The organism is Blastochloris tepida, assembly GCF_003966715.1.
In the GTDB taxonomy this organism is placed as follows: domain Bacteria; phylum Pseudomonadota; class Alphaproteobacteria; order Rhizobiales; family Xanthobacteraceae; genus Blastochloris; species Blastochloris tepida.
On the sequence record NZ_AP018907.1, the window covers coordinates 86,532 to 108,470 of the forward strand.

The 21,939-nt window shown below is 68.2% G+C and carries 21 protein-coding genes and 1 other RNA gene; 16 read left to right on the forward strand and 6 right to left on the reverse strand.

What is annotated here, in order from left to right:
- The first annotated feature begins 75 nt into the window (after positions 1-75).
- Positions 76-2,574, forward strand: a complete 2,499-nt coding sequence (locus BLTE_RS00350; protein WP_126396540.1) for an AsmA-like C-terminal region-containing protein — start codon at positions 76-78, stop codon at positions 2,572-2,574.
- On the opposite strand, the gene BLTE_RS00355 is transcribed toward BLTE_RS00350, so the two are convergent.
- The 3 genes from BLTE_RS00355 to ssrA all read right to left on the reverse strand — a co-directional run bounded on the left by BLTE_RS00355 (position 2,552) and on the right by ssrA (position 4,093).
- Positions 2,552-3,064, reverse strand: coding sequence for a dihydrofolate reductase (locus BLTE_RS00355; protein ID WP_126396542.1), 513 nt, complete (start codon positions 3,062-3,064; stop codon positions 2,552-2,554). The genes BLTE_RS00350 and BLTE_RS00355 overlap by 23 nt on opposite strands.
- Positions 3,065-3,068: 4 nt before the next feature.
- A complete protein-coding gene (locus tag BLTE_RS00360; protein WP_126396544.1) occupies positions 3,069-3,656 on the reverse strand; it encodes an SspB family protein in 588 nt (195 codons plus the stop codon).
- 73 nt (positions 3,657-3,729) lie between these two features.
- Positions 3,730-4,093, reverse strand: a transfer-messenger RNA (tmRNA) gene (ssrA, locus tag BLTE_RS00365).
- A 96-nt stretch (positions 4,094-4,189) separates the two neighbouring features.
- On the opposite strand from ssrA, the gene BLTE_RS00370 reads away from it, so the two are divergent.
- Positions 4,190-4,984 carry a thymidylate synthase gene (locus tag BLTE_RS00370; protein ID WP_126396546.1) on the forward strand — a complete coding sequence of 265 codons (795 nt, stop codon included), beginning with the start codon at positions 4,190-4,192 and terminating at the stop codon, positions 4,982-4,984.
- A gap of 318 nt (positions 4,985-5,302) precedes the next feature.
- On the opposite strand, the gene fumC is transcribed toward BLTE_RS00370, so the two are convergent.
- On the reverse strand, positions 5,303-6,703 hold the full coding sequence (gene fumC, locus BLTE_RS00375) for a class II fumarate hydratase (RefSeq protein WP_126396548.1): 1,401 nt from the start codon (positions 6,701-6,703) through the stop codon (positions 5,303-5,305).
- Positions 6,704-7,394: 691 nt separating this feature from the next.
- Between fumC and BLTE_RS00380 the strand changes: the two genes are divergently transcribed.
- The 7 genes from BLTE_RS00380 to BLTE_RS00410 all read left to right on the forward strand — a co-directional run bounded on the left by BLTE_RS00380 (position 7,395) and on the right by BLTE_RS00410 (position 12,902).
- Positions 7,395-7,577 carry a DUF4169 family protein gene (locus BLTE_RS00380; protein ID WP_126396550.1) on the forward strand — a complete coding sequence of 61 codons (183 nt, stop codon included), beginning with the start codon at positions 7,395-7,397 and terminating at the stop codon, positions 7,575-7,577.
- Position 7,578: 1 nt separating this feature from the next.
- Positions 7,579-7,800 carry a ribbon-helix-helix domain-containing protein gene (locus tag BLTE_RS00385; protein ID WP_126396552.1) on the forward strand — a complete coding sequence of 74 codons (222 nt, stop codon included), beginning with the start codon at positions 7,579-7,581 and terminating at the stop codon, positions 7,798-7,800.
- A 578-nt stretch (positions 7,801-8,378) separates the two neighbouring features.
- Positions 8,379-9,503: an FtsH protease activity modulator HflK gene (gene hflK / locus BLTE_RS00390; protein WP_126396554.1), complete on the forward strand. Its 1,125-nt coding sequence runs from the start codon at positions 8,379-8,381 to the stop codon at positions 9,501-9,503.
- Positions 9,500-10,396, forward strand: coding sequence for a protease modulator HflC (hflC, locus tag BLTE_RS00395; protein ID WP_126396556.1), 897 nt, complete (start codon positions 9,500-9,502; stop codon positions 10,394-10,396). The genes hflK and hflC overlap by 4 nt, the downstream gene beginning before the upstream one ends.
- A gap of 19 nt (positions 10,397-10,415) precedes the next feature.
- The gene (locus BLTE_RS00400; protein ID WP_126396558.1) at positions 10,416-10,601 is read left to right on the forward strand and encodes a DUF2065 domain-containing protein; all 186 of its coding nucleotides are present in this window, start codon (positions 10,416-10,418) and stop codon (positions 10,599-10,601) included.
- A gap of 130 nt (positions 10,602-10,731) precedes the next feature.
- The gene (locus BLTE_RS00405; RefSeq protein WP_126396561.1) at positions 10,732-12,234 is read left to right on the forward strand and encodes a Do family serine endopeptidase; all 1,503 of its coding nucleotides are present in this window, start codon (positions 10,732-10,734) and stop codon (positions 12,232-12,234) included.
- Between the two features lie 203 nt (positions 12,235-12,437).
- Positions 12,438-12,902 carry an Lrp/AsnC family transcriptional regulator gene (locus BLTE_RS00410; protein WP_126396563.1) on the forward strand — a complete coding sequence of 155 codons (465 nt, stop codon included), beginning with the start codon at positions 12,438-12,440 and terminating at the stop codon, positions 12,900-12,902.
- 34 nt (positions 12,903-12,936) lie between these two features.
- Here BLTE_RS00410 and serB read toward each other — a convergent pair whose 3' ends face one another.
- On the reverse strand, positions 12,937-13,854 hold the full coding sequence (serB, locus tag BLTE_RS00415; protein ID WP_425290283.1) for a phosphoserine phosphatase SerB: 918 nt from the start codon (positions 13,852-13,854) through the stop codon (positions 12,937-12,939).
- Between the two features lie 75 nt (positions 13,855-13,929).
- Here serB and miaA point away from each other — a divergent pair, with 75 nt between their 5' ends.
- The 7 genes from miaA to BLTE_RS00450 all read left to right on the forward strand — a co-directional run bounded on the left by miaA (position 13,930) and on the right by BLTE_RS00450 (position 21,250).
- The gene (gene miaA, locus BLTE_RS00420) at positions 13,930-14,841 is read left to right on the forward strand and encodes a tRNA (adenosine(37)-N6)-dimethylallyltransferase MiaA (RefSeq protein WP_126396565.1); all 912 of its coding nucleotides are present in this window, start codon (positions 13,930-13,932) and stop codon (positions 14,839-14,841) included.
- Positions 14,842-15,137: 296 nt separating this feature from the next.
- Positions 15,138-16,898: an acetolactate synthase 3 large subunit gene (locus BLTE_RS00425; RefSeq protein ID WP_126396567.1), complete on the forward strand. Its 1,761-nt coding sequence runs from the start codon at positions 15,138-15,140 to the stop codon at positions 16,896-16,898.
- 113 nt (positions 16,899-17,011) lie between these two features.
- Entirely contained in the window at positions 17,012-17,548 is a 537-nt protein-coding gene (gene ilvN, locus BLTE_RS00430) for an acetolactate synthase small subunit (protein WP_126396569.1), read from the forward strand.
- 169 nt (positions 17,549-17,717) lie between these two features.
- Positions 17,718-18,737: a ketol-acid reductoisomerase gene (gene ilvC / locus BLTE_RS00435; protein WP_126396571.1), complete on the forward strand. Its 1,020-nt coding sequence runs from the start codon at positions 17,718-17,720 to the stop codon at positions 18,735-18,737.
- Positions 18,738-18,833: 96 nt separating this feature from the next.
- The gene (locus BLTE_RS00440) at positions 18,834-19,148 is read left to right on the forward strand and encodes a BrnT family toxin (RefSeq protein WP_126396573.1); all 315 of its coding nucleotides are present in this window, start codon (positions 18,834-18,836) and stop codon (positions 19,146-19,148) included.
- 19 nt (positions 19,149-19,167) lie between these two features.
- On the forward strand, positions 19,168-19,368 hold the full coding sequence (locus BLTE_RS00445) for a hypothetical protein (RefSeq protein ID WP_126396575.1): 201 nt from the start codon (positions 19,168-19,170) through the stop codon (positions 19,366-19,368).
- 175 nt (positions 19,369-19,543) lie between these two features.
- A complete protein-coding gene (locus BLTE_RS00450) occupies positions 19,544-21,250 on the forward strand; it encodes a carbamoyltransferase C-terminal domain-containing protein (protein ID WP_126396577.1) in 1,707 nt (568 codons plus the stop codon).
- A gap of 64 nt (positions 21,251-21,314) precedes the next feature.
- Here the strand turns inward: BLTE_RS00450 and BLTE_RS00455 are convergent, their stop codons facing one another.
- Complete coding sequence (locus tag BLTE_RS00455) at positions 21,315-21,803, reverse strand: hypothetical protein (RefSeq protein WP_126396579.1); 489 nt, start codon at positions 21,801-21,803, stop codon at positions 21,315-21,317.
- Positions 21,804-21,939: the final 136 nt, after the last annotated feature.

Consider the following 21,939-nt stretch of genomic DNA (forward strand, 5'->3'; position numbering starts at 1 on the left):
TGGCTGTGCGGACCATCACCGTCGCAGCCGGTCCGACGGCCGACGCACCGGAAAATCCATCGCGCCGGAGTATCCATGAAGTCGACGCTGCTCGGTCTCGCCATCGCCGCCGTGGTCACCGCGCTCGGCGCGCTGGCGGCGGCGTTCCTGATCGACTGGGGGGCGCAGCGCGCGCTGTTCGAGTCGCGGCTCGCCACGGCCTTCGGCGCGCGGGTCACCATCGCCGGGCCGATCGATGCCCAGCTTTTGCCGACGCCGCGCTTCGTGCTGCGCGAGGTCGCGATCGGCGGCGAGGGCCGGCGGCTCGATGCGGCCGAGGCGTTCGGCAGCCTCGAACTGTGGCCGCTGCTGCGCGGCGAGATCCAGGCGCGCGAGCTGGTGCTGGTCGAGCCCCGCATCGAGATCGATACCGAGGCGCTCGGATCGCCGGGGCTCGCCATTCCCATCGCCGCCCGCCGGCTGGTGGTGGAGGGCGGGGCGGTCGCGATCCGCGACCGCGCCGCCGGCCGCACGCTCGCCATCGACGATCTCGATGTCACCGGCGATTTGCGCGGGACCGAGGCGCTGGCGCGGCTGCAGGGTCGGGCGACCGTCGCCGGGGTCGGCGCCACGCTGCGGCTCATCGCCTCGGCCGCGCCGGACGGGGTGCGGCTGCGGTTCGCCGCCGACGATCTCAGGCTGGACGGTCCGCGCGGGCGGCTGACCGGCCGGCTCGCCTGGGACAGCGCGGGCGCGCCCGGCGGCCTGCTCACCGCCGAGCTTGACGCAACGTCGCTCGATCTCGATGCCCAGCCGGCGCTGGCCGATGCCGCCGGGTTCCTGCGGGCGCTGGCGCGCGGCGGCGAGGCGCGGCTGAACTTCGGCGCCGATGCGCTGCGCTACGCCGATGCAACGGCGCGCCGCGTCGAAGCAAGGCTCGTCTACGGCGCCGCAACGCTGGCGATCGAGCGTCTCGGCGTCGCCGATTTCGGCGGGCTGACGGCGACGGCGCAGGGCCGGCTGGAGCGGCTCGACGGCGAGGTCGATGGCCGCATCCGGCTCGATCTCGCCGCCGACGGCACGGCCGGGCTCGAGGCGCTGGCGGCGGCCGCAGGCCTGCCACAGGCCTTCGCCCGGCGGCTGGTGCCGGCGCTGGTGCCGGCGCGGCTCACGGCCGATATCGTCGCCGGCAACCTGTTGGTGGAAGGCGATATTTCTCCCGAGGAGGCGGCCCGCACGCTGGCCCTCGGGCTGCGTGGAAGCACCGGTTTGGGTGCCGTCAATATGCGGGCCGGCGTGCCGCTCGACGCGCCGGAGACGGTGGTCGCCGCCGTGACGCTCTCGGGCGGCAGCGCCCGCACCTGGGCGTCGCTGGCCGGCCTCGATCTGCCCGCGGGCGACGCCCGGCTCGGCCTCAACTGGAACGGCCAGTCCGGCGGTGCCGGCGAGGTGGAGGCGCGCCTGTCGCTGCCGGCCTTCGAGGCCGACGCACGCGGCCGGCTCGCCCTCCGCGACGGGCGGCTCGACCCCGATCTGGGACTCGCCATCGCCAAAGGCGATCTCGCCAAGCTCTTGCCGGCGCAGGCGGATTCACCCCTGCCGGTGTTCGGCTCGCTGTGGCTGACGCGCGCCGGCGACACCCTGCGGGCCGAGGCGATCGACCTCCAGCTTGCCGGCACGCCGGTGAAGGGGGCGCTCGAGATCGGCGCGGGCGATCCGCTGCCGCTGGCCGGCGCGCTGGCGGCCGGGCGGATCGACCTGCCGCAGCTCCTGGCGGTGCTGGGCCGCGACACGCTGCCCGTGGCGCTCGACCTGACACTGTCGACGCCGCAATTGATCCTGCCGCTGGGCTGGACGGTCGCCGATGCCAAGGGCACGCTCACCCATGCCGCGCCGCGCAGCGAACTCATTGTCAACGAAGGCAGATTTGCCGGCGGTCAGGCGCGGGGCCGGCTGGCGATGGCGACGGCGGAAGACGGCGTGAGCGCCGATCTCGCCGTCTCGCTCAGCGGCGCCGACCTTGCGCTGCTGCCGGCTCAGGAGGGGGGCGCCAAGCCGGCCGGCCGGCTCGATGCCGAGATCGAAGCGGCCGGCACCGCCCGCACGCCCGCCGACCTTCCGGCCGCGTTCACCGGGCACGGCACGCTGAAGGTGGCGGCACTGTCGTGGCCGGGGCTGTCGCCCAACGCGCTGGCCGTCCTCGCCGGCCTTGCCGGCAAGACCGCGCCGTCCGAGAGCGCGGTGCGCGCCGCGGCCGAGGCCGCGCTGGCGGCGGGGCCGCTCGACCTGCCGCGCGTCGCGGCGACGCTCGCCCTTGCCGGCGGGCAGGTGCGCATCGGCGATGTGCAGGCGGAGACGGCGGAGGCCACGCTGCGCGGCTCGGCCGAGCTCGATCTCGGGGCGCGCAAGCTTCAGGCCCGGCTCGATATTTCGCCGCGCGCCACCGCTCTTCCCGGCTCGCCGGAACTCGCGGTGCGCTGGGCCGGGCCGTTCCTGGCGCCGCGCCGGGAGATCGACGTGTCCGCGGTGATGGCGGCCCTCGCGCGGGCCGCGGCCGAGCGCGCGCCCTCGGTCAGCCGGCGCGGCAATAGGTGACGAAGCTCATCGCCGCCTCGTCGGCCTCGCCTTGGACCGGGCCGACGCGCGCGGTCTCCCGCCACCGGCTGCGGTCGAACGGCGGAAAATGGACGTCGCCCTCCGGCCGCGCCGCCACCTCGGTCAGCACCAGCCGGTCGGCCAGCGGCAGCGCTTCGGCATAGAGTTCGCCGCCGCCCACCACCATGATCTCGCCGGTGCCGCGGCGCAGCGCCTCGCCCTCGGCCGCCCGCAGCGCCGCCGTCAGCGATGCCGCAGCCAGCACGCCGGGCGCGGCGAAGCCGCGGTCGCGGGTGACGACGATGGAAAGGCGCCCGGGCAGCGGCCGGCCGATGCTGGCATAGGTCTTGCGGCCCATAACCAGCGGCCGGCCCAGGGTGGTGGCCTTGAAATGCTTGAGGTCGCTGGGCAATCGCCACGGCAGGGCGGCGTTCCGGCCAATCACGCCGTTCTCGGCGACCGCCGCGACGATCACGATCGCCGCCGCCATGCCGTCATTTCTTCCGGAAGGTGTCGAGCCGCACGATGGTGGCGCCGCCCTCGGGCTGGCTCTCGCCGGTGCCGGTATCCTGGCCGATGGGCGTCTCGCCCGCCTCATGCACGGCATGCACCTGCGGCGTGCCGGTCAACGGGACCGAGCCACGCGGCCTGCCCTCCTGGGCTTCAGTCGCCGGCTTCGGCTCGGCCTCGGCGCTCCCGGCCTCCGCATCGGCCGGTGCGGTCTCGTCGACCACCTCGAACTGCAGGCCGAACTGCACAGAGGGATCGAAGAACCCCTTGAGCGCGCTGAACGGCACGAACAGCCGCTCGGGAATGCCGGCGAACGACAGACCCACCTCGAAGCCATAGTCCGAGACCGACAGGTCCCAGAACTGGTGCTGCAGGATGATGGTCATCTCCTCCGGATAGCGCTCCAGGAGGCGCGGCGACAGCCGCACGCCCGGCGCCCGTGTGTCGAAGGCGATGTAGAAATGATGCTCGCCCGGCAGGCCGTCGCGCATCACGTCCTGCAGCACGCGGCGCACGACGCCGCGCAGCGCGTCCTGGGCGAGAAGATCGTAGCGGATATGGTCGACGGTCATGCGTTGATCAAATTTTTTACGCCCGTGCGGCGTCACGCCCAGTAGACTTCAGGGAGGCCACGCCGGGGGCGTGAGTGGAGGCTTCTGTTGCCAGGTGCCTCCGAACCCCGCCTAGTACGCGCAAGGCACTAGGACTTTGAGTGGTCTTTCAAACCGCGTCACGCGGCCTGAGCAACCGGCGCATAGTTGTCATTCGCAACTACACTAATGGCCCGATAACGGCGGAACCATGCCGAGCGAAAGCACATCCTTTACGCCCTCGTCGATCCTATTTCGCCCCCGCCGCAGCCGGCTCGCGCCGTCGCGCAACCGGCTGGGGTGGAGGCGCCGGGTACCGCCCCCGGGTCCGATGGGTTTATTCCGATAGCCATTTATCGCCATAGCCGGCTTGCGCCGGCCCGCTGAATATAGGGGTGGACGGCCGGCAAAGGAAGGGCGCAAGCGCGCTGCGTCGCACGTCGTCATCCACAGGGTGGCTGAAACCTCCGACATGGACGGGCTATAGAGAGCCGTCCGACACGCGAGCAGCCCCCATGCGCCAGTATCTCGACCTGATGGCCCGCATCCTCGACCAGGGGGTGGAGAAGCGCGACCGCACCGGCACCGGCACGCGCTCGGTGTTCGGCCATCAGATGCGCTTCGACCTCGCCGACGGCTTTCCGCTGGTCACCACCAAGAAGCTGCATCTGAGATCGATCATCGTCGAACTGCTGTGGTTCCTGCGCGGCGACACCAACATCCGCTTCCTGCACGATCATGGCGTCACGATCTGGGACGAGTGGGCCAATGCCGAGGGCGAACTCGGTCCAGTCTATGGCCGGCAGTGGCGCTCGTGGCCGGCCGGCGACGGGCGCACCGTCGACCAGATCGCCGATCTCCTCGACCAATTGCGCCGCAATCCCGATTCGCGCCGGCTGATCGTCACCGCCTGGAATCCGGCGGAGGTGCCGGACATGGCGCTGCCGCCCTGCCACTGCCTATTCCAATTCTATGTCGCGGAGGGGCGGCTGTCCTGCCAACTCTACCAGCGCTCGGCCGACGTGTTTCTCGGCGTGCCGTTCAACATCGCCTCCTACGCGCTGCTCACCCACATGGTGGCGCAGGTGGCGGGGCTTGAGCCGGGCGAATTCATCCACACCTTCGGCGACGCCCACCTCTATCTCAACCATCTCGATCAGGCGCGACTGCAGCTTTCCCGCTCGCCGCGGCCGCTGCCGGCGCTGCGGCTGAACCCGGCGGTGCGCGACCTCTTCGCCTTCCGCCTCGAGGACGTCGCCGTCGAGGGCTACGATCCCCACCCGCACATCAAGGCTGTTGTGGCGGTGTGAGACGGACGCCGGAAGACGACGGCGGGACCAAAGCGGAGGAAGTCGGGTCGACAGTCGTCGTCCCGGCCAAGCGGCGGGATGCTCAGCATCCGCCGCGCGAGCCGGGACGTTTTCAAGAAGAGATCCATTTTTCGGATGACGACCCCGGGTCTCGGCTCCGCCTCGCCCGGGGTGACGCGGAAAGAGTCGTCGTCCCGGCCAAGCGAAGCGCGAGCCGGGACCGTTTTCAGGAATGGGACTTCTTCTGCATGACGATCCCGGATCTCACGGCTTGGCCGTTCGCCCGGGACGACGAGCGGATTTCCCGTTTAAGCCAGGTCACTCCGGCGCGATCATCTTTTCCGGCCGGACGATGGCGTCGAACTCGGCGTCGGTGACATAGCCGCCGCCCACCGCCTCCTGGCGCAGCGTGGTGCCGTTCTTGTGCGCGGTCTTGGCGATCTTTGCGGCGTTGTCGTAGCCGATCTTCGGCGCCAGCGCGGTGACCAGCATCAGCGAGCGGTCGAGCGCCGCCTTGATGTTGTCCTCGCGGGCCTGGATGCCGACCACGCAATTGTCGGTGAAGCTCACCGCCGCATCCGCCATCAGCCGGACCGACTGCAGGAGGTTGTAGGCCATCACCGGATTGTAGACGTTGAGCTCGAAGTGGCCCTGGCTGCCGGCGAAGGTGATGGAGGCCTGATTGCCGAAGATGTGGGCGCACACCATGGTCATCGCCTCGCACTGGGTCGGGTTGACCTTGCCGGGCATGATCGACGAGCCGGGTTCGTTCTCCGGCAGCGACAGTTCGCCGAGGCCCGAGCGCGGGCCGGAGCCGAGAAGCCGGATGTCGTTGGCGATCTTGAACAGCGAGGCCGCCACCGTGTTGATGGCGCCGTGGGTGAACACCATGGCGTCGTGCGCGGCCAACGCCTCGAACTTGTTGGGCGCCGAGGTGAAGGGCAGGCCGGTGATGGCGGCAATGCGCTCGGCCACCTTCTCGGCGAAGCCCTTCGGTGCATTCAGCCCGGTGCCGACCGCGGTGCCGCCCTGGGCAAGCTGCATCAGTCCCGGCAGGGTCATCTCGATGCGGGCGATGCCGTTCTCGACCTGCTGGGCGTAGCCCGAGAACTCCTGGCCGAGCGTGAGGGGCGTCGCATCCTGGGTGTGGGTGCGGCCGATCTTGATGATGTGGGCGAACGCCTTGGCCTTTTCGTCGAGGGCGGCGTGCAGGTGGCGCAGCGCCGGCAGCAGGCGGCGGACGATCTCCTCGGCGCCGGCGATGTGCATCGCCGTCGGATAGGTGTCGTTCGACGACTGGCTCATATTGACGTGGTCGTTGGGATGCACCGGCGTCTTCGAGCCCATCACCCCGCCCAGCATCTCGATGGCGCGGTTCGAGATCACCTCATTGGCGTTCATGTTGGACTGGGTGCCCGAGCCGGTCTGCCACACCACCAGCGGGAAGTGGTCGTCCAGCCGGCCGTCGATCACCTCCTGGGCGGCGGTGACGATGGCGTCGGCGAGCTTGGGGTCGAGCCTGCCGAGGTCGCGATTGGTCTCGGCGGCGGCGCGCTTGACGATGCCGAGCGCGCGCACCACCGGCAGCGGCTGACGCTCCCAGCCGATCTTGAAATTGCCGAGCGAGCGCTGGGTCTGGGCGCCCCAGTAGCGGTCGGCCGGAACCTCGATCGGGCCAAACGTGTCGGTTTCGGTGCGGGTCTGAGGGCGCGTCGTCATGTCGGGAACGGTCCGTTGGTCTGAGGCGGGAAGCGGACGACCGCGGTGCGGTTGCGGCTCCCCAGGTCGCCGCGAAGGCGCGGTGGTGACACCGGGCTTCTCGGCGCGCGGAAGGCGAAGCGCCGGCGCGCAGGCGAGCCGGCATCCGTGAAAGGCGGAGCGCTCATATCACACAGGCTGCGTGCCACACAGGCTTGCCGATACGGCGCGGCACCCGTCCGCTCGAGGTTCGGCCGAAGGGTGTTGCCCGGGAACGGCTTTTCGGCCTGGGGAGAAGGCTTGGCCGCGCCGTCTCGCCGCAGTCCGTTTCGCGCGGTTTTCGGTCAGAAATGGAAATGGCCGGTGCGAATCTGCCGCACCGGAAGTCGGGCTGGGAATCCGCGTGCGATACCTGGGAATTGGGTCCGTGGCGAAGGATATTCGATATTGCGAAATGATTGTATGGCTGCGCTTTTCGCATCAGCGGTATTCTGCTGGAGAGTCTTCCGGAAAGTGCTGGCTTGGAATACATCAATATCGTTCAGCGCTTAACCTTGGCGGAGCGGAGGGGGGAAGAGCGGGTGACGGAACTTTACCTTGACGCGCAGAATCGGTATAAATTCACAACATCCAGGATGTGCATCGCTTCGGCCTGCATTCGTCTTGCCGCAGGCGCATCCGACTTGGCAGTGGGGCACCGGGCCTGTCGTCCATGACTGAGGTGATCAACCTGCGGCAGGCGCGCAAGAACAAGGCGCGCGCTGCAGCCGGGGAGGCTGCTGCCGAAAACAGGCTGCGCCACGGCCGAACCAAGGCCGAACGAGAGACTGAGGAGGCGCGGCGGACCAAGGCCGCCCGCGTTCTCGATGCGCACAAGCGTGAAAAGGGCGAATGAAATGAAGAGTCCGGTCGTCAAGCGATCGATCGTGATCGCGGGCCACAAGACCAGCGTGAGCCTGGAAGATGCCTTCTGGGACGCGCTGAAGGAGATCGCCTCGCTGCGCAGAACGACTCTGTCCGAGCTGGTCGCCTCCATCGATGGCGGCCGCAACCACGGCAACCTGTCTTCCGCCATCCGGCTGTTCGTGCTCGACTATTACCGTAATCGCCCGCGCTGAGCGCCTGCGGCGCCAGTGATCTCTGCCGGCCTGCACCGGCGGCAGTTCCCGCTCAAACCGATTTTCCGGCCATTCCCGTCGCTGTCCGTGGCACGTGCCGCCGCCTTGGGCGGGCCGTTGTGCAGCGGGCCTCGCTGGCGGACGGCGGGCGGAAGGCTGTCGCAGCCGGATGCGCGCCTTGACGCGTCCGCTCCGAGTTCGCTCCAAACAATCGACCTGTCCCATTCGCGTTCGCAGAATCGGCTGCCGCTGTTGCGGAGCAGGCTCTGGCGCAGACGGATCAAGACGATCCCCGCCGTAAGCCGGTGATCCGCACTGATCTTTGGCGAAGTTTTTTTTACTTGTTTCAGTTCGACGTGGGTTGCGCCGGTGCTGTTTCGGCGCAAACCGGGCCATCAACCTTCCGCTCGCGCGCCGTGCCGAACTTTTGCGGCGGTCCGTTGAAAGGGCTTGCCTCCTTCCTATATCCCGGCCAAGACCGATATCTTGGCCAAGACCAGTGCCGGCCAGGATCGCGTGCGAGGACCGCGTCATGCCCGGCGTCGGTCGCGAGATGCGGTGACAGGAAGGAACACTCAATGCCCTGGAGCAACCAGAGCGGCGGCGGCGGACCGTGGGGACAGGGGCCGCGCGGCCCCTGGGGCAGCGGCCCCCAACCCAGCGGACCCACGCCCCCCGATCTCGAAGACCTCATCCGCAAGGGACAGGACCGCTTGCGCAGCGTGCTGCCCCCGGGCGGCTCGCTTGGCGGGCGCGGCTTGGCGCTGGCCAGTCTGGCGCTGGTTCTGCTGTGGTTGGCGACGGGATTCTATCGGGTCGAGCCGGACGAGCAGGGGGTGGTGCTGCGCTTCGGCAAGTATGTCTACTCCACCGACGCCGGTCTGAACTATCACTGGCCCTGGCCGATCGAGACGGCTCTGACCCCGAAGGTCACCACCGTCAACCGCATCGATATCGGCATGCGGCAGTTCGACGATTCCCGTCGCAACACCATCACCCGCGACGTGCCCGAAGAAAGCCTGATGCTGACCGGCGACGAGAACATCGTCGACATCGATTTCACGGTGTTCTGGCAGATCGCCAAGGCCGGCGACTTCCTGTTCAACATCCAGAACCAGGAAGGCACCATCAAGGCGGTGGCCGAGAGCGCCATGCGCGAGGTGGTCGGCCGGCGCGACATCCAGCCGATCCTCACGGGTGCGCGTCAGGCGATCGAGTCCGGCGTGCAGGAGTTGATGCAGAAGACGCTCGACGAATACGGTGCCGGCGTCCTGGTCCGCCAAGTCCAGTTGCAGAAGGTTGACCCCCCCAATCAGGTGATCGATGCGTTCCGTGACGTGCAGGCGGCGCGCGCCGACGCCGAACGCCTGCAGAACGAGGCTCAGAGCTACGCCAACCGGGTGGTGCCGGAGGCGCGCGGCGAGGCGGCCCGCGTGATCCAGTCGGCCGAGGGCTATCGCGAGCGGACCGTGGCGGAAGCGCGCGGCGCGGCCAGCCGCTTCACCCAGATCTTCGACGAGTATCGCAAGGCGCCGGAAGTGACGCGCCAGCGCATCTATCTCGAAACCATGGAGCGTGTGTTCGGCGGCATGGACAAGGTGATCATCGACCAGCGCGGCGGCCAGTCGCAGGGCGTCGTGCCCTTCCTGCCGCTCGATGCCCTGCAGCGGCGCGCCGCTCAGCCGCAGGGGGGTGCGCGATGAAGGGGGGCATTCTCAGCGGCATCGCCCTGGTGGTGCTGACGGCGTTGGTGATCCTCGGCTATTCGTCGGCGTTCATCGTGCACCAGACGCAGCAGGCGCTGGTGCTACGGCTCGGCGAACCGGTGCGGGTGATCACGCAGCCCGGCCTTGCCTTCAAGGTGCCGTTCGTCGACAGCGTGACCTTCTTCGACAATCGCGTGCTGGACCTCGATGCCCAGCCGCAGGAAGTGATCGCCTCGGACCAGAAGCGGCTGGTGGTGGACGCCTTCGCCCGCTACCGCATCTCGAACGCGCTGCGCTTCTTCCAGACGGTGGGCACGGTGCAGGGCGCCAATTCGCGCCTGTCGGTGATCCTCAACTCGGCGGTGCGCCGCGTGCTGGGCGAGGCCACCTTCACCCAGTTGGTGCGCGACGACCGCGCCGGCCTGATGTCGCGCATCCGCCAGCAGGTGACACCCGAGGCGCAGAACCTCGGCGTCGAGATCGTCGACGTGCGCATCCGCCGCGCCGATCTGCCGGAGGCCAACAGCCAGGCGGTGTTCGAGCGCATGAAGACCGAGCGTCAGCGCGAGGCCAACGAGATCCGTGCCCAGGGCCGCGAGCAGTCGCAGCGCATCACCGCGCGGGCCGACCGCGACGTGACGGTGCTGATCGGCGAGGCCAACGCCAAGGGCGAGCAGGTGCGAGGCGAAGGCGATGCCGAACGCAACCGCATCTTCGCCGAGGCGTTCGGGCGCGACCCCGATTTCTTCACCTTCTACCGGTCGATGCAGGCCTACGAGGCGGGCCTCAAGGCTGGCGACACCCGCATGATCCTGGCACCGGATTCGGCCTTCTTCCGCTACTTCGGCGACCCCGCCGGAGGCCGGAAGCCGGAGCCCGGAAAGCCCTGAGGCGGGACGTCCCAAGGCCATGGAGGACTTCATCGTCGCGTTCGGTCTTCTGCTGGCCATGGAGGGGCTGCTTTATGCCGCCGCTCCGGACCTGGCGCGGCGGGCGGTCGTCAGCATCCTGCAGACCCCCGATTCGGTACTCCGGATCGGGGGACTCGCGGCGGCGGTCGTCGGCGTCGTGCTGATCTGGATCGTCCGGGGATGAGGCCCTCTGCGATCCGCCGCGGCGGCCTGTTCGGCTCGCCGGGGCGGCGCGCCGCGGCGTTCGGAGGGCTTGCGTGCCGGCGGCGTTCGCGCGAGCGTCTGTTCGATTCGAAACAAGGAGCTTCAGAGCCATGCTCTCTCACGCCCGTGCCTTGACCGTCGCGCGTCTCGGGCTGGCAGCCGCGCTGGCTCTGGCCGTCGTGCTGCCGCTGCCGGGCGCCCAGGCGCAGCAGCTGGCGAGCCGCGAGCTTCCCGACGTCGCCGACGTCGTCGACAAGGTCATCGACGCGGTGGTCTACATCTCCACCACCGCCCGCGTCGAAACCAAGCAGGGCCCGATTCCGCAACTGCCGCCCGGCTCGCCGTTCGAGGAGTTCTTCGAGGAGTTCTTCAAGAAGCACGGGGGTGAGGGCGGCGGCAACGGCTTCGATCCGCACCGCCAGCGCCGGCAGACCTCGCTCGGCTCCGGCTTTGTGGTCGATCCCAGCGGCGTCATCGTCACCAACAATCACGTCGTCGAGGGCGCCGACGAGATCTTCGTGACGCTGAACGATTCCACCCGCCTCAAGGCGGAGCTGGTCGGCCGCGACAACAAGATCGATCTCGCGGTGCTGAAGGTGAAGCCGGAAAAGCCGCTGAAGGCGGTGAAGCTCGGCGACTCCGACAAGCTGCGGCTCGGCGAATGGGTGATCGCCATCGGCAATCCGTTCGGCCTCGGCGGCACGGTCACGCTGGGCATTGTCTCGGCCCGCAACCGCGACATCAGCTCCGGTCCGTACGACAACTTCATCCAGACGGACGCCGCCATCAACCGCGGCAATTCGGGCGGGCCGCTGTTCAACCTCAAGGGCGATGTGATCGGCATCAATACGGCGATCATCTCGCCGTCGGGCGGCTCGATCGGCATCGGCTTCGCGGTGCCGGCCGCCACCGCCGCTCCGGTGATCGATCAGCTGCGCAGTTTCGGCGAGACCCGGCGCGGCTGGATCGGCGTGCGCATCCAGCAGGTCAGCGACGAGATCGCCGAGCGCCTCGGCCTCACCAAGGCCAATGGCGCACTGGTTGCGGGGCTGACCGATGGCGGGCCGGCGGAAAAGGCCGGCCTCAAGTCCGGCGACGTCATCGTCAAGTTCGACGGCCACGAGGTGAAGGAGATGCGCGACCTGCCGCGGGTGGTGGCCGCCACCCCCATCGGCAAGGCAGTCGACATCGTGTTCCTGCGCAACGGCAAGGAGCAGACCACCAAGGTGACGGTCGAGCGGCTGGAGGAGGCCGAGAAGCAGGCGTCCACCACCAAGCCGTCACCCCAGCAGCAGCAGCCGGCAGCGGCCCGGCCCGGCCAGGTGCTCGGCCTCGACCTCGCGCCGCTCACCGACGACCTGCGCAAGCGCTTCCGGATCAAGGAGACGGTCAAGGGCGTGGTGATCACCGCGGTCGACCGCGACTCCTCGGCGTCCGAAAAGGGCATCCAGGCCGGTCAGGTGCTGGTCGAAGTCGAGCAGCAGCCCGTCGGCACCCTGGCCGATGTCCAGCGCCGGCTGGAGGCGGTCAAGAAGGACGGGCGAAAGTCCGTTCTGCTGCTGGTCGCCAATGCCGAAGGGGAACCGCGTTTCGTCGTCGTCGCCGTCCGGTGACGGTCGGGCAGGATTTCACTTGCGAAAAACAGGTTGCGCAAGGGCAGGTTCCGTAGCGTTTACAGGCAGATTTCGGTTACACGGCCGCTTTTTTTGCTTGTTTCGGCCGGCACCCGCACTTTGCTCTTGAATGCACGCCTCCGCTGAATTTGTCTACTGGCGCGTGGATTGGCACGAGCCGGTTGAAACGCGGAGGGGGCAGCATGGATGCGATCGACCGCAAGATCCTGGCCTATGTCCAGAAGAGCGGCCGCGATTCCTATGCGGAGATTGGCGCGGCGGTTGGGTTGTCGATTTCGGCGGTCAACGAGCGGCTGAAGAAGCTTCACGCCAGCGGCGCGATCCAGCACTGGTCGGCGGCCGTCGACCCCAAGGCGGTGGGGCGGCCCATCCTGGCCTTCACACAGGTTCTCACCGCCGCCGGCCGGGCCGACGACGAAGCGGCGTTCCTCGGCGCGGTGCGCGGCAATGACGCGGTGCTGGAATGCCACCACGTCACCGGCGACTGGTCCTACCTGCTGAAGATCCGGGCGGAAAGCCTGTCGGCGCTTGAGACGCTGCTGAACGGCATCGCGGCGACGCCGGGCGTCAAGCAGACCCACACCGAGCTGGCGCTGTCGTCGCTCAAGGAGACGTCGGTGGTGCCGCTGGCGGCCGAGGGCGCGTGATACGGTTGTCCGGCTTGATCGGCCGGCAACCGTATCAGGCTTCCGGCGCGAACGCCTCGCGCCGGAAGCCCTGGATGTAGAGCAGGGCGGTGAGATCGGCGTGGTCGAGCCGCACCGCGGCAGAGGCTGCGACCTTCGGCTTGGCGTGGAAGGCGACGCCGAGCCCGGCTTCTTGGAGCATGGCGAGGTCGTTGGCGCCGTCGCCGACCGCCAGCGTCTCGGCCGCACTGAGGCCCAGCCGCGCGCGCAGCTCGATCAGCGCCGCCAGCTTGGCTTCGCGCCCGACGATCGGCTCGGCAACCGTGCCGGTGAGCCGGCCGTCCTCGACATCGAGATGATTGGCGCGGGTCTCGTCGAAGCCGATCATCGCGGCGATGCGGTCGGTGAACAAGGTGAAGCCGCCTGACACCAGACAGGTGTAGGCGCCGGCCGCGCGCATGGTGGCCACCAGCGCCGGTCCGCCGGGCGTCAAAGTGATGCGCTCCTCGATCACGCGCGCAACCATCTCGACCGGCAGGCCGCGCAGCAGCGCCACCCGTTCGCGCAGCGCCGGCTCGAAGGCGATCTCGCCGCGCATCGCCCGCTCGGTGATGGCGGCGACGTGTTCCTTGCAGCCGACGAGGTCGGCGAGCTCGTCGATGCACTCCTGGCCGATCATGGTCGAATCCATGTCGGCGACGAACAGCCGCTTCCGGCGGTGCGCCGCCGGCTGCACGCAGATATCGACCGGGGCCGGGCCGACCGCCTCGCGCAGGCGCGCGGCGATGGCCGCAAGGTCGGTGTCGGGCCGCGCGAAGGGCAGGTCGGCGGCGATGCCGGGGGCGAGCCAGTCCGGTCCGCCGGGGTGGGGCAGAGCATCGGCGGCGCGGGCCAGCAGCGCTCCGTCCACAGCCGGGGCGGCGGGGTTGGCGATCAAGGTGGCGACGTGGGCCAAGGCGGTAACGTGGGCCATGCCGATGCTTCCGGTTCGGGCTCGTGATACCACGCGCCGACGTCTGATCGAGGCGGGCAATTCGGGGAACGGCGCGTGCGGCCGCGTGTGGTGCTCATTGCAGGTCCGACCGCTAGCGGCAAGTCGGCGGTGGCGCTGGCGGTGGCCGAACGGCTGGGCGGCACCGTCATCAATGCCGATTCGATGCAGGTCTATCGCGACCTGAGGATCCTCACCGCGCGGCCCTCGCCCGAGGAGACGGGCCGCGTGCCGCATCTGCTCTACGGCCATGTCGATGCGGCGGTGAACTATTCTGCCGGCCGCTGGGTCGCGGACGTCATGGCGGCGCTCGCCGCGGTGCAGGCGGCGGGCCGCCTGCCGGTCCTCGTCGGCGGCACCGGCCTCTATTTCAAGGCGCTGACCCAGGGGCTGTCCGACATTCCGGCGGTTCCGGAGGCGGTGCGGGCGGCGGTGCGGGCGGACGCCGAGGGTGTCGCCAGTGTTGATCTGCACGCCCGGCTTGCGGCGTGCGATCCTGAAACCGCGGCCCGGCTCAATACGGGCGACCGCCAGCGGGTGCTGCGGGCGCTGGAGGTGCTGGCGGCCACCGGCCGGCCGCTTGCCGCGTGGCAGGATGAGCCGCGCCGGCCGAAGCTCGATGCGGCCTCGACGCTCGGCGTCTTCCTCGCCCCCGAGCGGGTCTGGCTTACGGCGCGGATCGATGCGCGGTTCGACACGATGATCGCGGCTGGGGCGCTGGCGGAGGTGGCCGCCCTGAAGGCCCGCCATCTCGATCCGGCGCTGCCGGCGATGCGCGCCCACGGCGTGCCGGGGCTGATCGCCCATCTCGATGGCGAGATCACGCTGGAGGCGGCGATCCAGCGCGGCAAGGCCGACACCCGCGCCTATGCCAAGCGGCAGGTTACCTGGTTCCGCCACCAGATGCCGGGCTGGCAGGCGGTGGAACCCAGGGCCGCGACGGCGGCCGTGCTCGCTGCCCTGAGGTGAGGGCGCCGAGGTGAGGGCTCATAGGTCAGGCACTTGCGAGCCGCTTGACGGCGGTTGCGAAGACCAGTAGGTTCCGCGCAACTTTCAACAAGGGGCGGCCGATGTCGCGCAATTTCCTTATCGTATGTGAGGCGCCATCGTCGGGACGGATCTGATCCGTCATCCGACAGATGGCGCACGGGCCCCCTTGCGGGGCTTTTTTGTTGCCGCGAGGCCACCACGCACCGGCGCGCCGACCGGACACCGTCCGGCGCCGCCACTCTGCTTCACAGGAAACATCCGAAGGACGCACACCCATGACTCGCGAGATGACCGGAGCCGAGATGGTCGTCCAGGCCCTGATCGACCAGGGCATTACCCACATCTTCGGCTATCCCGGCGGCGCCGTGCTGCCGATCTATGACGCGCTGTTCCACACCGACAAGGTGAAGCACGTCCTGGTGCGCCACGAGCAGGCCGCGGTGCATGCGGCCGAAGGCTATGCCCGCTCGTCCGGCAAGGTCGGGGCGGTGCTGGTGACCTCGGGCCCCGGCTCCACCAATGCGGTGACCGGGCTTGCCGACGCGATGATGGATTCGATCCCGGTGGTGTGCTTCACCGGTCAGGTGCCGACGCATCTGATCGGCTCGGACGCGTTCCAGGAGTGCGACACGGTCGGCATCACCCGCCACTGCACCAAGCACAATTATCTGGTCAAATCGATCAACGACCTGCCGCGCGTCCTGCACGAGGCGTTCTATGTCGCCAGCGCCGGGCGGCCGGGTCCGGTGGTCATCGACATCCCCAAGGATGTGCAGTTCGCCACCGGCACCTATTCGCGGCCGACCAGCAACCAGCACAAGACCTACCGGCCGCAGATCAAGGGCGAGATGTCCAAGATCAAGTCGGCGATCGAGATGATGAAAACCGCCAAGCGGCCGATCTTCTACACCGGCGGCGGCGTCATCAATTCGGGCACCGAGGCATCGGCGCTGCTGCGCGAGCTGGTGCGGGCGACGGGCTTCCCCATCACCTCCACCTTGATGGGGCTCGGCGCCTATCCGGCCTCGGACCGGCAGTGGCTCGGCATGCTCGGCATGCACGGCACCTATGAGGCTAACCTCGCGATGCACGATTGCGACCTGATGATCGCGATCGGCGCCCGCTTCGACGACCGCATCACCGGCCGGCTCGACGCCTTCTCGCCGGGGTCGAAGAAGATCCACATCGATATCGATCCGTCCTCGATCAACAAGAACGTCAAGGTCGATCTCGCCATCGTCGGCGACTGCGCCCACGTGCTGGAGGACATGGTGCGGGTGTGGCGCACCTCCAACGCCTCCGCTGACAAGACAGCGATCAAGGACTGGTGGGGCAAGATCGACGGCTGGCGCCAGCGCAACTGCCTCGCCTACCGGCCCTCGGACGAGATCATCAAGCCGCAGTACGCGCTGCAACGGCTCTATGACCTGACCAAGGACAGGAACGTCTACTTCACCACCGAGGTCGGCCAGCACCAGATGTGGGCGGCGCAGTTCCTCAAGTTCGAGGACCCCAACCGCTGGATGACCTCGGGCGGCCTCGGCACCATGGGCTACGGCCTGCCGGCGGCGCTCGGCGTGCAGTTCGCCCATCCCGGCGCGCTGGTGATCGACGTCGCGGGCGAAGCCTCGATCCAGATGACCATGCAGGAAATGTCGACGGCGGCGCAGTATCGTCTGCCGGTCAAGGTGTTCATCCTGAACAACCAGTACATGGGCATGGTGCGGCAGTGGCAGGAGCTCCTGCACGGCGGCCGCTATTCGGAGACCTATTCGGAAGGGTTGCCGGATTTCGTCAAGCTGGCCGAGGCCTATCACGCCCGCGGCATCCGCTGCGACAAGCCGGCCGACCTCGATGCGGCGATCCTGGACATGATCAATTATGACGGGCCGGTGCTGTTCGACTGCATTGTCGATCCGGCCGAGAACTGCTTCCCGATGATCCCGTCGGGCAAGGCCCACAACGACATGCTTCTCGGCGATGCGGCCCAGGATATCGGCAGCGTCATCGATGACAGGGGCAAGATGCTCGTCTGACCTTTCCTCCCTCGACGCGGCCTGACGCCACACGCCGTGGCGGCAGGCCCGCGCCGTCCTCCTCGCGCCGGCGCTCCGCCGGCCCCGATCGATTTCGACGCTGAGTTCCAGCCATGAATCAGACCCATTACCCGGCCCAGACGCGCAGCGAACCGGTCAGCCGCCACACCCTGGCGGTGGTGGTCGACAACGAGCCGGGCGTGCTGGCCCGTATCGCCGGCCTGTTCTCCGGCCGCGGCTACAATATCGAAAGCCTGACGGTGTCCGAGACCGAGCATGAGGCGCACATCTCGCGCATCACCATCGTCACCGCCGGCACCGCCCAGATCATCGACCAGATCAAGAACCAGCTCGAACGGCTGGTGCCGGTGCATCGCGTCGTCGACCTGACGCTGACCAACGAGGCGCTCGAACGCGAGATGGCGCTGGTCAAGGTGGTCGGCAAGGGCGAGCAGCGCGTCGAGGCGCTGCGGCTCGCCGCGGCCTTCGGGGCGCGCACGCTCGATGCTTCGCTGGTGTCCTTCGTGTTCGAGCTCACCGGCACGACCGAGGAGATCGAACGCTTCATCCGCCTGATGACCGCGGTCGGCCTCGTCGAGGTGTCACGCACCGGCGTCGCGGCGATCTCGCGCGGCGCGGACAGCATGTGAGACGGGCTCCGGCCGATCAGGCCGGCGACCCGCCTCCCACACGATCCGGTGTCCGGCCAAGCAGGCCGGACATCTCTGCTCGGTGCGAGTCTCATGCCCGCAGCCTTGGCCAGCCTCGCCGACATCTGCTAACGCAAGCACATCCGAAAACCCCGGGGGACCGAACGCCATGCGCGTATACTACGATCGCGATGCTGACCTGAACCTGATCAAGGGCAAGAAGGTCGTCATCATCGGCTATGGCAGCCAAGGCCGCGCGCATGCGCTCAATCTGCGCGATTCCGGCGTGAAGGAGATCGCGGTGGCGCTGCGGCCGGGCTCCTCCACAGCCAAGAAGGTCGAGGCCGACGGCCTCAAGGTGATGTCGGTGCCCGACGCCGCCGCCTGGGCCGACCTGATGATGATGGCCACCCCGGACGAGCTGCAGGCCGACATCTATCGAAACGAGATCGCCCCCCACATCCGCGACGGCGCGGCGCTGGCCTTCGCCCACGGCCTCAACGTCCATTTCGGCCTGATCGAGCCGAAGAAGACCGTCGACGTCATCATGATCGCCCCCAAGGGCCCCGGCCACACCGTGCGCGGCGAATACGAGAAGGGCGGCGGCGTACCGTGCCTGATCGCGGTGGCGCACGACGCCTCGGGCAACGCCCACGACCTCGCGCTGTCCTACGCCTCGGGCGTCGGCGGCGGTCGCTCGGGCATCATCGAGACCTCGTTCCGTGAGGAATGCGAGACCGATCTGTTCGGCGAGCAGGTGGTGCTTTGCGGCGGTCTGGTCGAGCTGATCCGCAACGGCTTCGAGACCCTGGTCGAGGCCGGCTACGCGCCGGAGATGGCCTATTTCGAGTGCCTGCACGAGGTGAAGCTGATCGTCGACCTCATCTATGAGGGCGGCATCGCCAACATGAACTACTCGATCTCCAACACCGCCGAGTGGGGCGAATACGTCACCGGCCCGCGCATCATCACGGCCGAGACCAAGGCCGAGATGAAGAAGGTGCTGAGCGACATCCAGACCGGCAAGTTCACCTCGGAATGGATGCAGGAATACAAGGCGGGTGCAGCGCGCTTCAAGGCCATCCGCCGCAACAACGACTCCCACCAGATCGAGGCGGTCGGCGAGAAGCTTCGCGGCATGATGCCGTGGATCAAGCAGAAGGCGCTGGTGGACAAGAGCAAGAATTGACGAATCTGTTGATCGACTGCCGGTGTCGTTCGGCACCGGTCGGGGCCCTGTTGCAGATTTTGAATGGGCGCCCCCTAATCAGGTCGGAGGTGCGCAATGGGCGAGACCGACGACCTGGAATGGGACGATACCAAGGACGCGGCAAACCGTGAAAATCGCGGTTTGCCGTTTCCGCTCGCCGCAGCGCTGTTTGATGGCCGGCCGCGGGTCGATGCCGTTTCCCTGAAGTCGCCCCCTGACGAGCCCCGTTTCGAAACGATGGCGGTGTTCGAAGGCCGCGTGCTATTCTGCGTGTGGACATGGAACGGCGAGCGACGCCGGATCATTTCCCTTCGGATGGCCCATCGGAGCGAACGCCGTGCCTACGAAAAAGCAATTGGAGGAGGCGGAGCGGCTCGCCAAGACAATTGACTGGGCGAGGTTCGACGCCATGACCGACGAGGAGATCCGTCAGGCGTGGGCCTGGGATCCCGATATGACGTGGCCCACTGACGAAGAACTCGCCGAGTTCGACCTCGTGATTCCGGCCAAGGCGCGGCGCGAGATGGCTGCCGCCCGCGCGGCTGCCAAGCAGAAGTCCGAGGCCGCGGCAGACGACGAGCCGGCCAAGCCCAAGGACGCCGCCGAGTAGTCCCGCCCTCTTTCAGCCGCCTCCACAAGCAAGGCTCCGGCCCGGCTTGCTCCCCCATCGCCACCGGTAGACAACGCCGCCCGTGACCGTTAACCCGGGCCACGGCAGGCGCCGCGCTCCTGGAGAGGGGCGCCGCCGAGGGCGGCCGGGCGGTGCCCAGGTCAGGGAAGGCGTCATGATCATTCTCGGCATCCACACCAATCACGACGCCTCGGCCGCGCTGTTCGACGACTACCGCATGGTGTCGGCGGTGGCGCTGGAGCGGCTGACCCGCATCAAGAGCGACGGCTACCGCTACCCGGCCGAGGCGGTCGAGGAATGCCTCGCCATTGCCGGCCTGCGGCGCGAGGATGTCGACGTCATCGCCTTGCCGCGCTCGGAGTTCGCGCCGAAATATTTCAAGCGCCGCGCATGGTGGGCCAAGAACAAAGCCGACGGCGAGGGCCGCATCGACCTGTTCCGCCAGATGGCGCTGCATCTCGGCGCCGCGCCGGATACCATTTTTGACGTCGCGCTGTGGCTCGACGACCACGGCTTCGCCCCCTCCACCCGCGTCCATTTCTACAATCATCACGATGCCCACGCGCTGGGCGCGCTGTTCCATACCGACTGGCCGGACGCGCTCCTCTATACCGCCGATGGCTATGGCGACCGCGTCAACGCCTCCGCCCGCATCCTCAAGGACGGCAAGCTCACCGCGCTGTGGGGCGACGACCGCGACGGCCTGAAGCTGCTCGGCTATGAGGGCGCGCGCTCCTCGATCGGCCAGCTCTATCTGGAGGTGACGGCCGCGCTGGGCTTCAAGCCGCTGCGCCACGAGGGCAAGGTGCTGGGGCTCGCCGCCTGGGGCAAGCCGGTGTTCGCGCCGGAGCTGCGCGCCAACTACACCGTCGACGCGCTGGGGCGCACCCACGGCAAGATGCGCCTGAAGGATCTGCGCCGCCGCGTCCAGGAGATGGTGAAGAGCGCGCCGCGCGAGGACGTCGCCGCCTCGGTGCAGACGGTGCTGGAAGAGGTGGTGCTGGAGGCAGTCGGCAACATCCTGAAAGCCCACCCGGCCAAGGCGCTGGGTCTGGCGGGCGGCGTGTTCGCCAACGTCAAGCTCAACCAGCGCCTCGCCGAGCGCTTTCCCTTTAAGGAGCTGTTCATCTATCCGGCGATGTCGGACGCCGGCATCGCCGCCGGCGGCGTGCTGGAGTTCCTGCTCCAGCGCGACGGCCTGCCGGCCTGGCTCGGCCACCGCTATCGCTTCGACACCCTCTATTTCGGCCGCAACTTCGATGCGGAGGCCGAGGACGCCTTTTTCGCCGCCGGCGCCTTGGCCGAGCATGTCGGGGATCCGGCCGCCGAGGCGGCCCGGCGCATCGCCGAGGGCGCCATCGTCGGCACCTTCCTGGGTGCGATGGAGTACGGACCGCGGGCGCTGGGTGCCCGGTCGATCATGGCGCGGGCCACCGACCGCTCGATCAACGACACGCTGAACAAGCGGCTCGACCGCACCGAGTTCATGCCGTTCGCGCCGGTGGTGCGGGTCGAGCGCTATGGAGAGGTGTTCGATCTGCCGGCAAGCCTCGTCTACCCGGCCAATTTCATGACCACCACCTGCGACGTGAAGCCCGGCTGGCGCGACAAGGTGCCGGCCATCACCCATGTCGACGGCACCGCCCGGCCGCAGCTGATCAGCCGCAGCCAGAACCAGGTCTATTGGGACATCCTCGACGAATACGAGAAGATCACCGGCCTGCCGGTGCTGATCAACACCTCGTTCAACGTCCACGAGGAGCCGATCATCAACGCGCCCTCTGAATGCGTGCGCGCGCTGAAGGACCGGCGCGTCGATTTCGTCGTCACCAGGAACGCGATCTGGAGCCATCCGGGCTGATCGGGCGGCACAGACGGAAATGGCCGGGCTCGAGGCCCGGCCATCGTGACGGCGTTGCTTCTGCTCAGTCGATCTTCTTGATGGAGTCAACGATCGTCTTCAGCGCGGCGGCGTTGGCCTTCTCGCCGTCCGGCGAGCCCCAATAGGTGACGATCACCGCCGTGGTCGGGCTGGCGACGATGACGCCGATGCTGACCTCGGTGGCCTCGTCGTCCTCGTCCTTGCCGCTGTACTCGACGAAGATCGCGTCCATGCCGCCGATCTTGCCTTCGCCCCGCGTCTCGGTCTTTTCGTCGATACGCACGCCCTCGCTGATCAGATAGGCCACCGCCTGGGTGACCGCGTCCTCAAGCTTGGCGATGCTGACGACCTCGGCGGCGATGTAGATCTCCTCGTCCTTGGAGGTCGACTCCACCCCCTTGTCGATTTCCGAGGATTCCCAGTCGTCTGGCAGGGCGATGGAGAACACCGGCGGTGTGCCGAGGCGGAAGGTGGCGGCCTCGGCCGTGGCGGCGAACGCCAGCGAGGCGATGACGGCGAGAATCAACCGCATTTGAAGTCCTCTATTGAAGAGGTGGTCAACGTGGCATGCGACACGATCCGCCGCCAGTGTAGTTTCGGCTCATATTGAATCAAACCTAAAGCATCCGGCTTCTGTATTTGCCGGCTTCTGTCGCTGCAGCGTTTTG

Excerpts from the sequence above, each read along its gene's own strand:
- BLTE_RS00385 (WP_126396552.1), top strand. The coding sequence starts at position 7,579 with ATGAAGAGTCCGGTCGTCAAGCGATCGATCGTGATCGCGGGCCACAAG.
- BLTE_RS00355 (WP_126396542.1), bottom strand. The coding sequence starts at position 3,064 with ATGGCGGCGGCGATCGTGATCGTCGCGGCGGTCGCCGAGAACGGCGTG.
- BLTE_RS00440 (WP_126396573.1), top strand. The coding sequence starts at position 18,834 with ATGGGCGAGACCGACGACCTGGAATGGGACGATACCAAGGACGCGGCA.
- BLTE_RS00360 (WP_126396544.1), bottom strand. The coding sequence starts at position 3,656 with ATGACCGTCGACCATATCCGCTACGATCTTCTCGCCCAGGACGCGCTG.
- ilvN (WP_126396569.1), top strand. The coding sequence starts at position 17,012 with ATGAATCAGACCCATTACCCGGCCCAGACGCGCAGCGAACCGGTCAGC.
- BLTE_RS00405 (WP_126396561.1), top strand. The coding sequence starts at position 10,732 with ATGCTCTCTCACGCCCGTGCCTTGACCGTCGCGCGTCTCGGGCTGGCA.
- BLTE_RS00380 (WP_126396550.1), top strand. The coding sequence starts at position 7,395 with ATGACTGAGGTGATCAACCTGCGGCAGGCGCGCAAGAACAAGGCGCGC.
- BLTE_RS00370 (WP_126396546.1), top strand. The coding sequence starts at position 4,190 with ATGCGCCAGTATCTCGACCTGATGGCCCGCATCCTCGACCAGGGGGTG.
- BLTE_RS00425 (WP_126396567.1), top strand. The coding sequence starts at position 15,138 with ATGACTCGCGAGATGACCGGAGCCGAGATGGTCGTCCAGGCCCTGATC.
- BLTE_RS00400 (WP_126396558.1), top strand. The coding sequence starts at position 10,416 with ATGGAGGACTTCATCGTCGCGTTCGGTCTTCTGCTGGCCATGGAGGGG.
- BLTE_RS00455 (WP_126396579.1), bottom strand. The coding sequence starts at position 21,803 with ATGCGGTTGATTCTCGCCGTCATCGCCTCGCTGGCGTTCGCCGCCACG.
- hflC (WP_126396556.1), top strand. The coding sequence starts at position 9,500 with ATGAAGGGGGGCATTCTCAGCGGCATCGCCCTGGTGGTGCTGACGGCG.
- fumC (WP_126396548.1), bottom strand. The coding sequence starts at position 6,703 with ATGACGACGCGCCCTCAGACCCGCACCGAAACCGACACGTTTGGCCCG.
- BLTE_RS00350 (WP_126396540.1), top strand. The coding sequence starts at position 76 with ATGAAGTCGACGCTGCTCGGTCTCGCCATCGCCGCCGTGGTCACCGCG.
- ilvC (WP_126396571.1), top strand. The coding sequence starts at position 17,718 with ATGCGCGTATACTACGATCGCGATGCTGACCTGAACCTGATCAAGGGC.
- serB (WP_425290283.1), bottom strand. The coding sequence starts at position 13,854 with ATGGCCCACGTTACCGCCTTGGCCCACGTCGCCACCTTGATCGCCAAC.
- BLTE_RS00410 (WP_126396563.1), top strand. The coding sequence starts at position 12,438 with ATGGATGCGATCGACCGCAAGATCCTGGCCTATGTCCAGAAGAGCGGC.
- BLTE_RS00450 (WP_126396577.1), top strand. The coding sequence starts at position 19,544 with ATGATCATTCTCGGCATCCACACCAATCACGACGCCTCGGCCGCGCTG.
- BLTE_RS00445 (WP_126396575.1), top strand. The coding sequence starts at position 19,168 with ATGACCGACGAGGAGATCCGTCAGGCGTGGGCCTGGGATCCCGATATG.
- hflK (WP_126396554.1), top strand. The coding sequence starts at position 8,379 with ATGCCCTGGAGCAACCAGAGCGGCGGCGGCGGACCGTGGGGACAGGGG.